This is a genomic window from Mesoplasma syrphidae (genome assembly GCF_002843565.1).
Classification (GTDB): Bacteria; Bacillota_I; Bacilli_A; order Mycoplasmatales; family Mycoplasmataceae; genus Tullyiplasma; species Tullyiplasma syrphidae.
The window spans coordinates 545,721-563,270 of the sequence record NZ_CP025257.1 but is presented as its reverse complement, the minus strand read 5'-3'; the positions used below and the strand labels follow the sequence as shown (position 1 = coordinate 563,270).

The following is a 17,550-nucleotide window of genomic DNA, read 5'->3' as shown; positions in this document are numbered from 1 at the left end:
TTTTTTATTTGCAGAGTTTTTCTAAACATTAGATATAATAATAGCAGGGAAAAGAAAAACTTAGGGTGGTGAAGCAAATGGAGCAATTATTTAAAACTAGGATCTCAAAGGAAACATTCAAAACAGCATTGTCAGAATGTATTAAAAAAGCATGAATTTATAAAACGAAGGAAAATTTTGTTCAAGCTTTAGCCTGAAAACAGAATCATATTTTTCAGTATGCAATAAAGGATGAAATTGAATCTGAGGATAATTTTAATGAAGACGCATCGCAAATCGATATTTATGAAACATACGCTAATTTAGATGATATGGATGAAAGCGACCGTGTTGCATTTTTAAAACGCTGAGATGATTTATGAGCTGATCCTAATGGTTTTGAAATTTCAAAATTTGCGGGAGAGACAATTGAGGATGGAAACGCAGTTGGAGAGGCTGCTAGAGAATACTTTGACTTAATTAATGCGGATATGAATATTAAGATGAATGAAGAAATGGAAACAATTTCATTTGAAAATATTACAAATTTTAAACAGGCTGTGGAGCTAACAAATGATGCTTTAGATAAAACTGACAAATACCGCTATATTTATGAAGCGGCTTTTGAATTTGATGATATGAATTTGAGAACTCGTTGTGATATTTTAAAAATTAAACCTAACATGCATGTTGAAATTATAGAAGTTAAGGCAACTTCTACTGTGAAAGTAGAACATTTTTATGATTTAGTTTATCAAGTTTATGTTTTAGAAAAAAATGGTTTTATTGTTGACAATATTCATATTTGTCACTTAAAAGATAATTATTTACGTGGTCGCTTTAATAATGTAATTCATGATTCTCTAAGTGTTGAAGCAAAAAACTTTTTTGATAACATTCAAACAATCAAGTATGAAGAAGTACTAGAATTTTTAAAAGCAGATATTAAAATTCCAAAAAATAATAATAAATCGGATTTAAATTATTTTGACTTTTTTGACATTGACAGTTTTTCTCATGGCAAAAGTAAAAAACGAGCAACTCTGATAGAAGAACTAGAAAATTTTAAGGCGTTTTATAATTTGGATCATTTATTTCAAAATTTAACAAATATTTTGGCTCTTAATGCTGAGGAAATTAAAGGTTATTTTACTAGTGAATTTTGTGAAACAAGAATTATTCGTAATCGTAAGAATGAATGAATTTTTGCTACTGATGATGAGAATAATATGCCTTACTGTAATCATGTAATGCCGTGATTTGATTTAAGCAGAGAAACATTTATGTGTTTAACAGGTCTTAAAATTTCTCAAAAAGCTAACATTATTTTAAATTCTAAGTCACCATATTTTGATGATTATGCAACTTTGTTTGATTCCTCAATTCCACAAAAAGCTGGTGGAAAGTCATTTTTTAAGGACAAGCATCATCGGATTTTTGAAAGTTATAAAAATCGTCATGAAATAACTGCAGATGCCACAAAAATTATTGACCCCACTTTGGTTGATAAATTAAGTCAGCAACTAGCAAAATATGAAGATAAAATTATTTATATGTATGATTTTGAAACAGTGAAATGAGCCATTCCAAATTTTGACAATTCTGCTGGATATCAGCAAATACCTTTTCAATATTCTATTGATGTAATTTTTAATAAAGATTTTGATTATAATCATCCTGAAACAATGAAGCATTTTGACTTTATTGGAAATGACTGTCATGATCCTCGTCCTCATTTTATTGAAAAATTTGTTCAGGATATGTTTAGCAACGGACCGGGAATTTATGTTGCCTATAATGATTCATTTGAAAAAACAGTGTTAAAATATTTAGCGTTTATTTATCCAGAGTATTCGATTCCCTTAATGTACATTATTCAAAATACAGTTGATTTAATGGATTTTTTTAAGGGAAATGACAAAAAAGATTTACCGTGATTTTTAATCTATCATCCTGATTTTCATGGAAGTTACTCAATTAAAAAAACTCAACCAGCATTGGATCCAAAGTTTTCTTATAAAGACCTAAAAATTAATCAAGGAGCTAAGGCAGCTCAAACATTTCGTGAATATGTTGATGGGAGAATTCCTGATCTTGCCTGAGAAGAAAAAATTAAGCCCGATATGCTAAAATATTGCAATCGTGATACGTTGGCAATGGTTGTCATTTATCAGCGTATTTTAGAAATTTATCAACAATGAAAGGAACAACATAATGATTAATAGCTTGCGAGTAGTTTTTTGTGGAACTCCACAAATTGGAGCTGATATTTTAAAAGCTTTAATAGAAATGCCAAATGTTGAAGTTGCAATGGTGATTTCTCAACCTGATAAAAAGGTAGGAAGAAAAAAACTTTTAACTCCCACAATTGTTAAAAAGATGGCCCTGGAGTATGGAATTCCGATTATTCAGCCAGTTAAAATTAGTGAATCATATGAAGAAATAAAAAAAGCTAATCCGGATTTTATTATAACTTGCGCATATGGCCAATTCATTCCAACCAAAATTTTAGAAATTCCAAACATTGATGCAATTAATATTCATGGAAGTTTACTACCAAAATACCGTGGCGGAGCACCAATTCAGTATGCAATTAAGAATGGGGATTCAAAAACGGGAATTTCAATTATGAAAATGGTAAAAAAAATGGATGCAGGGGACTATTATATTCAAGAGTCAGTTTTGATTGAACCAAATGATACAGCAGGAACAATGTTTGAAAAATTGGGAGTCCTAGGAGCAAATATGATTAAGAAATACTTGTTCCAAATTGCTAATCGGGAATTAGTTCCTGTAGCTCAAAATGAAACAGAAGTGACATTATCTAGAAATATAACTACAAATGAAGAAATGATTGATTGATATCAAAGTGCTAAACAAATTAATAACCATATTAGGGCGCTAGCACCAACACCCATTGCCCATACATATTTAAAAACAGAAAGATATAAAATTAAATCAGCTCGATTGTTAAGATCGGACGAATTTTTTGCCACAACTCTTAATGTCAAAAGACCTGGAGAAATTGTAGCAATGGATAGAGAAGGAATTATAATTCATACTAATCAAGGTTTTTTGAAAGTTTTGGAGATTCAAAGATCAGGTAAAACAATGATTAGTGCTGGTTTATATTTTGCTAATCGACTGACGGATTTAAGAGTGGGAGATGTTTTTGGTGAACTCATGATTTAGAAATACTAGGTATTTAGTTTTAACAGGTATTTATATCGCAGTTTTAATGTGTGTTTCTTTTTTGACGATTTTTTTCAAAGCGAGTGACGGGTTTTTTCAGCTAACATCAGGATTTTATTTAGCTTTGTGTGCTTTAATGCCTGGACCATCACTATTAATAGTTGGAATTATTTATGGAACCATGCTTGATGCAATTGCAGGAGGACTTATATTTATTCCAATGACAATTTTAATAAATATGCTAATGTTTATTATTATAAAAGGTTTAAGCAAATATCTTACGGTTTATGGAACAATCATATTTGCAGCTGCATTAGTATTTATATATATACCTTATACGGGATTAGTTTATGGGTTTAGTGATTCCGTGATTATAAAGGCTTTAATTACTGATTCAATCCAATTTGCAGTTACCATATTGGTGGGATTCATAATTTATAAGGGTTTAAGTGCTCCGAATATTAGAAAGCATTTATTTGAATTCAATAAGACCTCTCAATAAGACTTTTAGTCTTATTTTTTTTAGAAAAATGTTATAATAAATTAGACTAAAAAATAAAAGGAGATATTAATAATGCAAGTAAATGACTTACGTCCTGGAACAACATTCTTATACGAAGGAAATATCTTTGTAGTTATTGATCAATCATTTTCAAAAACTGGCAGACAACAAGGAAAAGTAACAGTAAAAGTTAAAAATTTGCGTACTGGTGCTCGTGTTGAAATCACATTTACGGGTGGTGACAAAGTTGGTAAGGCAATGATTGAAAGAAAAGATATGCAATATTTATATAATGATGGTAATGAGGCATACTTGATGGACACTGAAACTTATGAACAAGTGCAAATTCCAATGACAAAATTGGAATGAGAATCAAAATTTTTGATTGATGGATTAATGATTAAAATGGCAGAATATGATGGAGAAATTTTAGGAATTGCCTTACCAGATAAAGTTGAGTTAACAGTAACTTCTGCTGAAGCAGCTGTTAAAGGTGATACAACCAGTGGTGCTCAAAAAAAAGCAGTTGTTGAAACAGGATTAGAAATTCAAGTTCCATTATTTGTAAATGAAGGAACAAAAGTGCTTATTAGTACTATTGATGGTAAATATTCTGGTAGAGCATAAAGTGTTAAATTTAATTAAAAAGTAAAGGGAGGATAATATTATGTATATTTCAATTGAAAGAAATAGTCGTGGAACTTTAGATATTGAACAATACGCTTTAAATAAACTAGTTGAATCAACAGTAGTTTCTTCAACTTCAGCAAGCATTGCAAATATAGAAGTAATTACAGAAATTTATCACGATAATTTATTATATATTTTGATTAAAATTAAATTTGAGGGTCAAGCATCTGATTTTATTTTTGAAGAAAAGCTAATTAGTAAAAACGTTGAAGATATTATCACCCAAACATTAAATATTAAACCGAGAAACATATCTGTAGCATACGGAAGATAAAATGGAAAATTAAATATGAAAAAGGAGAAAATAGAATGAAATTCGCAGAAAGTAAAATAATTGAACAAGGACAGGGAAAATGAACAGTTACAATTGATGGTCAAGAGTGAGCAACAATTTTAACAAAAGCTAAAAATAGATTGAAGTCAAATGTTGAAGTCCCAGGATTTAGAAAGGGTAAAGCACCTCAAAAAGAAGTTGATAAATACTTAACACCTTCAAAAATTTTTAATGAAGGTTTCAGAATGGCAATTCAACCAGCATTTGAATTTGCTCGTAACTCAGATGTGAAAATTGAACCAATGAATTCTCCATCACCAGTGCCATTTAAAGTAAGCGAAAAAGAAATTATTATTGACTTCTTTTTTGATTTGCGTCCTGAAATTAAACTGGGAAAATATACAGGAATTAAAAGTGTAGAAAAACAAAGTATAGAAGTTACAGAAGAAGAAATTGATACAGCAATTACTCAATATCAACAGCAATTTGCAATGGAAAAACCAAAAGCAAATGATGCTAAAATTGCTGAAGGTGATGCTGTTACTTTTGATTTTAAAGGTTATGTTGATGATGTTCCTTTTAAAGGTGGAGAAGCTAAGGGACATAAATTGATCATTGGGTCTAATCAATTCATTCCAGGATTTGAAACATCAATGATTGGTTTAGGATTAGGCGATAATCAAGCAATATCTGTAACTTTTCCAACTGAATATGCTCCAGAATTAGCTGGTAAAGAAGCTAAGTTTGTTTTGAATATCACAGCAATCAGTGAAAGAATTTTACCAAATCGTGATGATGAATTGGCAAAAGACTTAAATATTCCAGGGGTTGAAAATTTTGAGCAATTAAAAGAGAAAATTAAAAATGAATTCCAAACCAGAAAAGCTCAAGGATTGAAAGCTCAATTTGTAAATGAAGTTATTGGAGAAATCATTAAAGGCTCAACAGTTGAATTACCAAAGTCAGCAATTGATAGTCAAGTTCAGGAAATGAAAAAAGAATTTGAACAAGAAGTTCAAAAGCAAGGATTGACTTTAAAGGCTTATAAAAAAGCAACGGGACTAACTGATAAAGATATTGAAGCTGAGATTTTAGGTGATGCTAAGGCTAAATTAGAGGGGTACTTAGTGACTTCAGAAATTAAGGCCAAAGAAAAGTTTGAGGCAACTGAAGAACAAATTGATTCTAAATATCAAGATCTAGCATCTCAGTTTGGAGTTGAAATTGATTATATTAAAAATATTATTAAGCCTGATCAAATTAAGGTTGAATTATTGAATGATTTATTAAACGACTTTTTATACGAAAATAACGGAAAGTAGAATAATAAAATAAGCAAAGTCGAAAGGCTTTGTTTTTATATTAGCACTAAGACTATTAAAGTGCTAATATATATGTTATTATTTATTTGTACCAAAATAAGGGGGAGAAATTATGAATAAAACAATCAAATTTCCTATATTTATCACAAGAGGAATTTGCATATTTCCTAAATTTACAGAAACTGTAGAAGTAGGTAGAAAACAAACTCAAGAATCTACAAAGACAGCAATTGCTGAATTTGAAGGTAAAATTATTGTTGTTTCGCAACGTAAAGTTATGGACAATGAACCAGCAATGGACGAATTATTTGATTTTGGAACTCTGGCAACTATTAAAATTATTAAAACATGAAAAGATGGAACTTTGACTGTTGAAGTAACCGGAGAAGAACGTATAAAATTAATTTCTACAGAGCAAAAAGATGGTTACTTTATGGCTTCAGCTGAAATTCTAGAAGCTGATGTGTCAAATATTGAAGGTCAAGTCGATACTATTCATAAACAAATAACAGAAATTGCGAGTCTTTCAAAGGATTTTCCGGAGGTCGCTGTTGAATGACTAAAAACTAAATCATTAGATAACATCAATTATGTTGTCGATTCAATTGCAAAATCTTTGCCGTTTATTTCCTTAGAAACTAGAAATATTCTTTTAGGTGAGCAAAATTTTGTTAAGCGTTTGGAAGAAATTTTAAATTTTTTAGGTAAAAAAGATGTTTCACTAGATGTTGACTCAGAAATTAATAAAAAGTTGAAAGATCGCATGGATCAACAACAAAAAGAATACTACTTACGTGAAAAGATGCGTATTATTAAAGATGAGCTTAATGATGAAGATTCGGATAAATCAGCTGTTGAAAAGTATAAGGATCGTTTGGAAAAGGAACCATTTCCCAAACAAGTTAAGGAGCGAATTCTGTCATCAATTTCTAAATTAGAAAATATGCAGTCATCTTCAGCAGAAGCGACTGTAGAGAGAAATTATATTGATTGAATGATGTCATTACCGTGATGACAATCAACAGAAGATATTGCAGATTTAAGATTTGCTCAAGAAATTTTGGATAAACATCATTATGGTCTTAAAAAGGTTAAGGATCGAATTATTGAGTTCTTGGCTGTTAAGCAAAAGACCAAATCATTAAAAGGGCCTATTATTACTCTAGTAGGTCCTCCAGGAGTTGGTAAAACTTCTTTGGCAAAATCAATTGCCGAAGCTTTGGGTAAAAATTTTGTAAAAATATCTTTGGGTGGTGTTAAAGATGAGTCTGAAATTAGAGGACACCGTAAAACATATATCGGTGCAATGCCAGGGCGTATAATTCAAACAATGAAACGTGCAAAGGTTAAAAATCCATTATTTTTATTAGACGAAATTGACAAAATGGCTTCCGATCAACGAGGAGATCCAGCATCAGCAATGTTGGAAGTTTTAGATCCTGAACAAAACGTGGAGTTTTCTGATCATTATATTGAAGAGCCATATGATTTAAGCGAAGTTATGTTTATTGCGACTGCAAACTACCCAGAAGACATTCCTGAGGCTTTATACGATCGTATGGAAATCATTAATTTATCAAGCTATACTGAAATTGAAAAGATGAAGATTGCTAAAGACTATTTGGTGGAACGTGTTTTAAAAGAGCACTCTTTAACTAAAGAAGAACTAATGTTTACTGATGAAAGTTTTGATGAGATTATTAAATATTACACTCGTGAAGCTGGAGTTCGTCAATTAGAACGCCATATTTCAGCAATTGCTCGTAAGTTTATTGTTAAATTATTAAATATGGAAATTGAAAATTTAGTAGTTACTCCGGCAGTTATTAATGAGTTTTTAGGAAAACGTATTTTCGATCACACTGAAAAACAAGGACAATCAAATGTTGGAGTTGTAACCGGATTGGCTTATACCCAATTTGGAGGGGATATTTTACCAATTGAGGTTAATGTTTATCCAGGTAAAGGAAATTTAACTTTGACTGGTAAGCTTGGAGAAGTTATGAAAGAATCAGCAACAATTGCTTTAACTTATGTTAAATCAAATTATGAAAAATTTGGAATAGATAAAGCAATTTTTGAAACAAGCGACATACATATTCACGTTCCTGAAGGTGCTGTTCCAAAAGACGGTCCATCAGCAGGAATTACAATGACAACTGCGTTAGTATCGGCTTTATCAAATAAACCAGTTTCACGTGATTTAGGTATGACTGGTGAAATTACTCTAACTGGTTCTGTGCTTCCAATTGGGGGATTAAGAGAAAAATCGATTTCGGCTGCACGTAGTGGTTTGAAAAAAATTTTAGTACCAGTTAAAAATTTAAAAGATTTAGATGAAATTCCTGATGAAGTTAAATCAGTTTTAGAAATTAAGGGAATGGAAACTTATGATCAAGTATTTGACGAAGTTTTCACATCTAACTAATCATGTAATGTAAAATAACTAGGATGCTAGTTATTTTTTTATGGAGGTAGGAAATGAATCAACCGTTGGCGTTTTTGTTAAGACCAAAATCTGTTAATGATATCATTGGACAAACTCATATTCTTGGCCCAAATGATATGATCATTAAAATGATAGAAAAAAAATTTTGTACTTCATTAATTTTTTATGGACCTTCGGGGACAGGAAAGACTACCTTTGCAGTAGCTCTTGCTGAGGATTTGAATATTGCTTATGATACTTTTAATGCAACATATGATAAGAAAGAGCGCTTGACTAAAATTGTCAATAGGGCCATTGATGAGCCTAATTTTATTTTAATTATTGATGAAATTCATCGAATGAATAAGGACAAGCAAGATATATTGCTAGAATATATGGAAAAAGGTAATATTAAACTGTTTGCTACAACTACAGAAAATCCATTTTTTGTAATCAATCCGGCTATTCGTTCACGGGCAAATATTATTGAGTTGAAACGCGTTGAAGCAGGGGAAATGTTTAAGTATGTGAAAAAGCTAATTGCAAATAAGACGATTAAGCTGTCAATCAATGATGAAGCCTTGAATTATTTATGTAACTTGGCAAGTGGTGATGTGCGAACATTAATTAATAGTCTAGAAATATTTGTTAAGCTTTATAGCGAGCAAAACATTGATATTAATTTAGTTTTAAAAGCCGTTCCAAATGCCAAAAATCCTTCAGGTGCTTATGGTGATGATATTCATGACTTAAAATCAGCGTTCCAAAAATCAGTTCGAGGAAGCGATGTGGACGCAGCACTTTATTATTTTGCCAGACTCTATGAAATAGGAGACTATGAAACTTTAATGCGTCGAATGTTAATTATAGCCTACGAAGATATTGGAATGGCTAATCCAACACTTCCACCAAGAATTCTAATGGCGACAAATGCCTTCCGTCAATTGGGTTTTCCAGAAGGAATTATTCCTTTGGGATTAGCAGTAATTGAAATGGCGTTGAGCGAAAAATCTAATTCAGCTTATTTGGCTGTTAAGCAAGCTCATAGTGACATTCAAAATGGCTTAGTTTATGATATGCCAGACTATCTTAAAGATGCTCATTATAAGTCCGCTAAAAAACTTAATCGTGGAATTGGATATAAGTATGCTCATGACTATCCAAACGATTGAGTAGATCAACAATATTTGCCTAATGAAATTAAAGATATAAAGTATTATAAAAATAAATCTCATTCATCATATGAGAAAAAAGTTTATGAATTATATTTGAAAATGAAAAAGAACTAGATTAACTAGTTCTTTTTTAATCTATTGCATAAACTTTTCATTCTTTCCCTGGATTTTCATGTCCCTTAATACGATCACGCTTAATAGTAACAATATAAGTTTGCCTTGTTTTTGATTCCTTATCATTGTAATATAATTCATACTTAATAAAAGCATCATTATAAACATAATAAAAGTTTTCCTCAGATAAAAATTTTGTTGTCCAGTTTTTTTGGTCCAAATAATCTCCAAATTTATCATTAACATATGCTGGTAAAGATTTATCTTGAATTCATTTTGATACCTTGATTAAAAGATTAGCCATTTTTGACATAGTTTTTCCCTTAATTTCGGCCATTGGACTTTCGGGCAACTCTTTGTTTCCATAGGCTTGATAAATTGCATCATAAACTGAGTTTTCTTTAAAATTATCAAATCCAGTATTGTCAGCTTTTTTTCTTAAACCTAAAATATATGATGCTTTTGAAATTCCATTAAGTTTTGGACTCTCTTCTGTTAGCTCAATATCATTTGGATAAACTATTGCTACTAACAAAGCTGATAATGTATTGTTAAATATTTCAGGATATCCCTCAATTGGTTTGTCTTTTCATTTAATTAATTCTGGGGTGTTAAGAACGTCTAACAAGTTTGCCATATCTTTCGTGTCTAAAATATATTCTGACTTGGAATTTGGATATTTTCTTCCTGTTTCAAAAAAACTAGCAGCGCTATCAATAATATCTGCTAAGGATATCGTTTTTAGTCCATATAAAAATATTGCCTTAGTCTCAATGTCTATTCCAAATGCTTTTAAAAGTTTGGCAATTGGAGTCGTTAGAACAGTTTTTATATTTGTTAAAGAATTAATAATTTCATCACTGATTTTAATAACTCCGCCATCGTTTAAAGCTTTTAAAATTCCTGATAAGGCGTTACCACTATATAGAGAGCCAAGTAAGTTATCAAAAATTTCACTATTAGTATTTAAATAATCAAATAATGGTTTATATGGTTTTAAACTTTCAATACCTAGCATTCCTAAAATTTTTAAAATTATTTTTAAAGAGTCTTTTCCTGGAAGCGGACCTTGGTTCGCAAAAGCATTTCCGATATCTTTTAATAATTTAATAATTAAGCCAACAACTTCATTAACCGCATCAGAAGAAGCTAATTTTGTAGCCAATTGCGTTTGCAATATATCTTTCAAATTTGTCAGCAATGCTCCAAAAAAAGGATTTTCCAATTCGGGAATAGAAGGTGTTTGAAATAAAATTGATATCAATTTTTGAAAATTAATTCCATTACGGTCTTTTTGTTCGGGAACTAAAAAGATTTGCAAAAAGCTAAACAACTCTTTAAAATTAATTTGATCAAATTTTTCTTCATTAATTTTTCCATCATTTTTTAATAAAACTTCAGACACAATTTCTGAATTTGTTTTTGTCATATCAAAAATATTTACAAAACCGGCATCTGTTTTTATAACATCATTAACATCAACATTATTAAGATATGGCTTAAATTCCGACATATAATAAGCAAGAACTCTAATATATTGAATCAGCGGTACTACTAAAGAAGTAGTGTCTTTTTTAATAATGGCGTCGATAATTTGTTTCATACAACTATTAACAGCATCTTTTACAGTGACATACTCTTGACCAGGTTGCTTTCCAGGAATTTCCTTTAGTGCTTGTTTTAATAAATTTATAAGTCCCTTTTCTGATAAGGCACTATCTAAAGTTTCAATAAGCTGCGGTGTCAATATTCCTTTAATTAGATTACCAATAGTGTCGCCACTTCCAATAATACTTTCTAATAAAGCTCCCTGCCCTTGAGGAGTGAATGAACTACCACCAAATAAAATATTAACTAATCCTGAAATTAAAGAAAGTGTTTTAGCAGTCGAACTATTACCAGATAAAGTTTTTTGTTTTGCCTCTTCATCAAATTCGGCCATAGATCTAGCAATTTTTGAGTCCTGCTCAAGGTCATCTTTATTAACTTTATAACGATCATTACCAAAAACTTGCTTCAGTAAAAATTCTAAACTTGATTCTTTGGTTATTGTACTGTTACCAATTCCCTTAATTCATTCTTCTCCCAAAACATCAACTATTTTTAAAGATTTAATATAACTTGCAGTATAATCCAAATCCATATTAGCGCCATCTTTATTATTTAAAATAGCTGCTTGAGCAACAAATGAAGAAGCAGCAATATAGTCTTGAACGTCTTTTACAATATCAGCCTTATATTTGTTTCCTCATGAGCAGGCAGCAGTACTTCCAGATGAAGCAAAAATGCTTACTGAACCTAAGATAATTAATAATTTTTTCATACTAATATGCCTTTCTTTTTTAAAAGTGAAATTAAAATCAAAATAATTTTAACACACATTAAGTGTTATTTTTTGCAAATTATTATGTTTTTATTTTTTAAAAATGGTATAAATAAAAGGTGTTATATGTTTAGAACATTAATAATTTCAAATATTCATACTATAAGTTGAGATAGGAAGGGCAATATTATGAAAAAGCAAAACAATTTCTTTTTGTTGCTAAAGCAAGGGATTAAAGGAATATTTAAATTTAGAATTCAATTTATCATAATTATGATTTTAGCTTTTTTGTCAACTTTTATTTTGTCGACTTCTTTATCAATTACGGTTCGTCTTAATAATTCATATAATCAAATTGTTAAATCTGTTCCAAGATTTGATTATTCAACTTCTTTGTATACTGGAAGAAAAAGCGTTAATGGTGGAGATACCACGCCAACTTTTATACCTTTGAATGATTTTATGAATTTCGACAATGTTGGAATTTATGATAGTCAAACTGAAGAGACAGTCCAAGTTGATTACAACTTTACTTTAAATAGTTACTATCTTCAAAAATTTAATGATCCAACAAACCATGAATATTCTTTTAAAGAAACATTTTTGACAAGGTTATTTGAAGGAAATTCTTTGAATCCACAGGCAAATTCTGAATTCAAGACAAATTTTTCAAAACTTACTAACGATAATCGTGATGAGTGAGCAAAAACTCAAAAAAATATTATGACAAATGAAATTATTTTGTCATTAAAGGCGTTTGCAGATTCTAGTCAAAAATTTTCTTTAAGCAATCCTGAAAAAATTGAAGAAAAGTATTTAAATAATACAATGGCTGGAGAAATGGTTAAAGAGCCAAATTTTATTGATACAATTATTTCAGCTAAACATAAATATGAATCAGCTAAAACTTCAGAAGAAAAAGAGCAAGCATGAGCAAACGTTAGTTTAGAAAAACGGGATTTTTATTCATATATTCAAATTGTTGCAACAACAGTTGTTGAATGACTGAAAAGTGAATATGAAGTGTTATTCCTTAAGGATGGTGGACCTTTCAAGGGTCAAGATATAGAAAATTCGGGAGAGTTATTCTATGAAGTTGTTTCTGGTTATAAATTTAATAAAGAACAAGCAATTAGACCTGAATATATTGTTAGTGACGAAAATTACTATACACTTGATACAAAACTAGGTTCTGAATTTAGTAAAACAAATGAAAATCAATACTTATATAACTCAATTGAACTTGATCAAGAACAAATTAAACAAGGAGTAAGTATACGAAACCATTTTTTGGAAAAGAAAGGTTTTCGTGGAATTGTGAATCAAACTGCAGCCAAAATTGTTGAAAAAGATGGTAAAAAAATTATTAGCGATGCAAGCTTTCTTGGAAATACAGCTGAATTTAAAACTTTTAAATATTTAGATCAAGAACAAAGCATTTTGCAAAGAATGGATGCTTATGAAAACTTTGACCTAAACGATTACTTTGATGACCATTATAAGGCAATTATTGACAATGATGAAGAAGAAGCAATGAAGGACCCTAATAAAGAAATTCCAGAAAAGCCAGAAGATATTGACTGAAATAATTTTGGAAATCAAACAAGAGTCTCAGCTTATCAATATCATTTGCAGCAAACAGCAAAAGTTTCAGGTTACAAAGCAAATTTTAGAAAAGAAACTTATATTTTTGATAGTATTTCACAAATTCGTTATCGTGCAGTAATTTTAAATAATCGTGATAACATGAATTTCACTATTTTAGATGGTCGTAATGCTTTAAATAGAGGAGAAATTTTACTTTCTCAACAATACGCAAGAGCCAACAAAATTAAACTTAATGATCATTTACGTATTGGAGATGCTTTATATAAAGTAGTTGGTTTTGCAACTGATACATATTCATATTTTCCTACTGCTGATCCTGATTTTCCAGTTCCTCAAACAAAAACAAGTGCAATTATTTATGCCTATAGGGATACAATAAGAGATTTAACAAGTGGAATTTCGTCGGGACAGTCAGAAAGAAGTGCAACTCAATCATTTAATTTCTTTTTAACTGGAACTGAGAATCAATATAAAACAGATGTTAATAAATTCTTGGCATTACAAATGAATGTTGGAAAATCTTTAAAATCAAATTATGAGTATCTAAATTCAGGTACTTCAAGTGAAAAAATAAAATCATTTTTCAAAACAGTAAAATTTGCGGATTCTAATTTTAGATTGTCATGAACTTTACAACCATTAGCATTAAGAGTGTTCAATATTATCACGGTTATTGCCTCACTAGTTATTGCAATAATTGCAATAATTGCTTTAATCATTTGCATTAAAAAAACTATTCATTTCAACGCTAAACAAATTGGAATTTTGAAAGCTATTGGAACTAACCCCTGAATGATTGCTGTCTCGTATATTGCTCAATCTTTGATTATTGCATTTATAGTTATTCCGTTAGGCTGACTGGCAGGAGTTGGAATGCAAATTCCATTTTCTTCAATGTTTATTAGTTACTTTAGTTCGCCATATCATGGATTTATTTTTGAAGGAATTTCGTTGGCAATTTCATTTGTGGCATTTGGAGTTTTAGCAATTATAATATCATTAGTTTGCGCGTTCTTATTAACGAATAAATCAGTCATGGATATTTTGGTTGTTAATACAAAATGGTCATCATCAAAATTAATCAACAAGTTAAAAAATGGAGTATTTAAAAATTCTAAATTCACATTAAAATTTTCTTTAACATTGGCAAGTTCAGGAAAAAAACCGATTGCTTTATTAGTTACAGTTATTGCTTTTTCATCAATCTTAATTTCTACTGGTTTAGCAATTCCATCAGTTGCATTAAACGCTCAGAAGTCTTATTACAAGAGTGTTAAATATGCTAATGCTTATCAAAATAAAGATACAACATTGAACTCCCCATTATCAAAACCAGCTTACAGTTTTTGAGAAGGGCAAGATGTGCTTGAAGCTGATTTTATAGATGATAAATTGGATATGGATGGAACTGGAGTTGGTTATGGATATTATAAAACTCCAAAGAATTATAATTCATCGACATTTGATGCTACCCCATTTAGTAAATATCTTTATAGTTCGGGAAATCAGACTGATGAATTTAAAGTTCAAAGTTCTTTTGAATATTTAACATCAAATCCAGAAACAATTTTCAATACTGTTTCAGACTATTTTGGAAATCACTTTTATACAGTATTGGGACAAGCATTTTCAATTGGAATGATTGATCAAATGTTTGCAATGATTTTAAATAGTAAAGAAAGTTTAAATCCAAAAATTAGCGATGCAAATTGAAATGATGAGGCAAAACTAGCGATGGTAAGGCAAATATCATCTTCAGTTACTGAATCAATTCCAACACTTATTAAAGCAGTTATGGGATCAGTTTCTGGTGTTGGGCCTGGAAATAGTGAAAGTAATAATTGAAAACAACAAATTATTGATGTATTAATGAGCGAGGTTCCACCTTATGTTAAAGGTTATATTCAAAAAGAGTCACGTTTGGAACAATACAGTTTAGGTTATAATTTTGAACAATTCATTCCGAAAAAAGAATCTATTTCGACTGAATTGAATGTTTCAAGTGACCGATATAACAATGTTGGAATTACTGGTTTAGATAAAAGCCAAGTGGCTTATAAACTTGATCAAGAGTCTGAAGAAAGAGCATTTTTTGATAGAAAAACTATTAAAGCCTTAGAAAAAGTTTTCAATTCATCAAATCCACAAGCAGATGCGTCAATTAACGATATTGAATTTAATGGTACTAAAGTTTATGACAAGGCAACAAATACATTAACTGCTCCAGTTATAACAAATCAACAATCACGCACAGTCTACAAATTGAAAAAAGATCAGACATTGACAAATTTGGAAACAACATCAAAAGTTTTACAGCTTGCAAAAAATGGAATTGAATTGCCAAAACAAGCATGAATTTATAATGATAACGATTATGTAAATTCAGATTATTATACAAATTCAAAAATTAAAGCTATAGATGATTCTGGTGAAACAAGATCATATGCTGATTTTGCAAAAACTAGAACTGGTGTAATTGAAGGCGAAGAAAGTTATTTAAATCCATTTGCACTTGACAATAATAAGTTCACTTATTCAAAACAATACAATCAGGTAAATTATGGGTCTAATAAACTTAAAGATAAGGCATCAATGTTTAATGATTTTTCATACAATGTTGATGGTGAACTGCAAGCAACGTTAATTCGACCATATTATGAATACAAAAATTTGGAATTATTCATTCCATATTCACAATTGGAAAATGGAGCTGGTGTGGAAATGTTCTTAAATGGGTACAGTCCAGGAAATATTTCAAAACATAATCAATGATACGAAAAAGATGTACCTTCAAGGAATGTTCCTAAAGCTGTTCAAAAAGCTTGACAAACTGAAGAAAATCAAAACGAGAAGTACTTGCTTGTTAGACCATTTGATACATCTTACACACTTGGAGATGTTGAAAATCAGGGAATGTCTAACTTGTTATCTCAACCAAAATATTGATTTAAGTACGCTCTGACTGGTGATATTCCAGCATTAAAACAAGGACTAAATATTAAAACCAATTATATTAATAAAGATTTAATAGTTAATATTAAAGCTGTTGGAAATATGACTTCATACAATGAAAAAATTATTGTAATGGATTCAAGTCTTGCTAACTTAATTGGAAATTATTCAACTGCCAGAAAAATCGGAATTAAAGATACAACCTTTGATTACAGCACAAAAGTTCCGGCAGGAGAAATCGATCAATCAACAGGAACAATATCTGACAAATTTGATCGCTATAAATTGCGTGACGCAAATTCTAAAGATGTTCTGAATACTAACTGATGAGAGCTAACTTATATGGGTAAACAAGCCCTAGATTATGCACCCCTATATTGACATAATGGAAAATACTCAAATGTTGAAGAGCCTTTGGGATTGACATCCGGAATTTCATATCTATCTGCTGGAAATACAGGGCAATATGCTTTAGGTTTGGGTGGAAACTTGGCCAATAACTTTGTTGAGTCAATGATTGAATCACAAAAATTATTAAGCACATCAAAAGACTTAATTAATCAAATTTCTGTTTTGGCAGCTTCAATTGGGATGTTATTAATTATAGCTGTAATAATAACAGCAGCATTATTAATTATGTTAGTGGGGGATATTTATATTTCTCAATATCAAAAATTTATGATTTTAATGCGGGCATTGGGATACTCAAACTGGAAAGTTCAAAAATATGCTTTTGGAACAGTAACTATTTTTGGATTACTTGTTTGAATATTAGCAACAGCAGTGACTTGAGGATTAATAGCTCTAGGAATTCTGGGAATTTATGCTCTAGGTCTTGCAGTTCCTTTTGGAGTATCGTGATGGCCACCAGTTATCAGTTTTGTAATTATTATGTCTTCATTTATTGGATCGTTAGTGGTATCTTCGGGAAAAATTCGTCGGGGAAATCCTTCGGAATTAATGACCGGTTTTGGAGATTAGTTTAAAGAAC

Annotated in this window: 10 protein-coding genes; 9 read left to right on the top strand and 1 reads right to left on the bottom strand. The window is 30.3% G+C overall.

The window, feature by feature from the left end:
* Positions 1-77: 77 nt before the first annotated feature.
* From CXP39_RS02345 to CXP39_RS02310, 8 genes are all read left to right on the top strand, one after another.
* Positions 78-2,201 carry a DUF2779 domain-containing protein gene (locus CXP39_RS02345; protein WP_027048020.1) on the top strand — a complete coding sequence of 708 codons (2,124 nt, stop codon included), beginning with the start codon at positions 78-80 and terminating at the stop codon, positions 2,199-2,201.
* A complete protein-coding gene (fmt, locus tag CXP39_RS02340; protein ID WP_027048021.1) occupies positions 2,194-3,171 on the top strand; it encodes a methionyl-tRNA formyltransferase in 978 nt (325 codons plus the stop codon). The genes CXP39_RS02345 and fmt overlap by 8 nt, the downstream gene beginning before the upstream one ends.
* The gene (locus CXP39_RS02335) at positions 3,155-3,673 is read left to right on the top strand and encodes an ECF transporter S component family protein (protein ID WP_027048022.1); all 519 of its coding nucleotides are present in this window, start codon (positions 3,155-3,157) and stop codon (positions 3,671-3,673) included. Before fmt ends, CXP39_RS02335 begins: the two co-directional genes overlap by 17 nt.
* A 72-nt stretch (positions 3,674-3,745) precedes the next feature.
* Positions 3,746-4,300 carry an elongation factor P gene (gene efp, locus CXP39_RS02330; RefSeq protein ID WP_027048023.1) on the top strand — a complete coding sequence of 185 codons (555 nt, stop codon included), beginning with the start codon at positions 3,746-3,748 and terminating at the stop codon, positions 4,298-4,300.
* A 40-nt stretch (positions 4,301-4,340) separates the two neighbouring features.
* Positions 4,341-4,637 carry an MMB_0454 family protein gene (locus tag CXP39_RS02325; protein ID WP_027048024.1) on the top strand — a complete coding sequence of 99 codons (297 nt, stop codon included), beginning with the start codon at positions 4,341-4,343 and terminating at the stop codon, positions 4,635-4,637.
* Between the two features lie 35 nt (positions 4,638-4,672).
* A complete protein-coding gene (gene tig / locus CXP39_RS02320; RefSeq protein WP_027048025.1) occupies positions 4,673-5,959 on the top strand; it encodes a trigger factor in 1,287 nt (428 codons plus the stop codon).
* A gap of 112 nt (positions 5,960-6,071) precedes the next feature.
* A complete protein-coding gene (gene lon / locus CXP39_RS02315) occupies positions 6,072-8,387 on the top strand; it encodes an endopeptidase La (protein ID WP_036256218.1) in 2,316 nt (771 codons plus the stop codon).
* 53 nt (positions 8,388-8,440) lie between these two features.
* Positions 8,441-9,676 carry a replication-associated recombination protein A gene (locus CXP39_RS02310; RefSeq protein ID WP_027048027.1) on the top strand — a complete coding sequence of 412 codons (1,236 nt, stop codon included), beginning with the start codon at positions 8,441-8,443 and terminating at the stop codon, positions 9,674-9,676.
* 16 nt (positions 9,677-9,692) lie between these two features.
* Here CXP39_RS02310 and CXP39_RS02305 read toward each other — a convergent pair whose 3' ends face one another.
* Positions 9,693-11,999 carry an MOLPALP family lipoprotein gene (locus CXP39_RS02305; protein WP_027048028.1) on the bottom strand — a complete coding sequence of 769 codons (2,307 nt, stop codon included), beginning with the start codon at positions 11,997-11,999 and terminating at the stop codon, positions 9,693-9,695.
* A gap of 189 nt (positions 12,000-12,188) precedes the next feature.
* Here CXP39_RS02305 and CXP39_RS02300 point away from each other — a divergent pair, with 189 nt between their 5' ends.
* The gene (locus CXP39_RS02300; RefSeq protein ID WP_027048029.1) at positions 12,189-17,540 is read left to right on the top strand and encodes an ABC transporter permease; all 5,352 of its coding nucleotides are present in this window, start codon (positions 12,189-12,191) and stop codon (positions 17,538-17,540) included.
* Positions 17,541-17,550 lie beyond the last annotated feature (10 nt).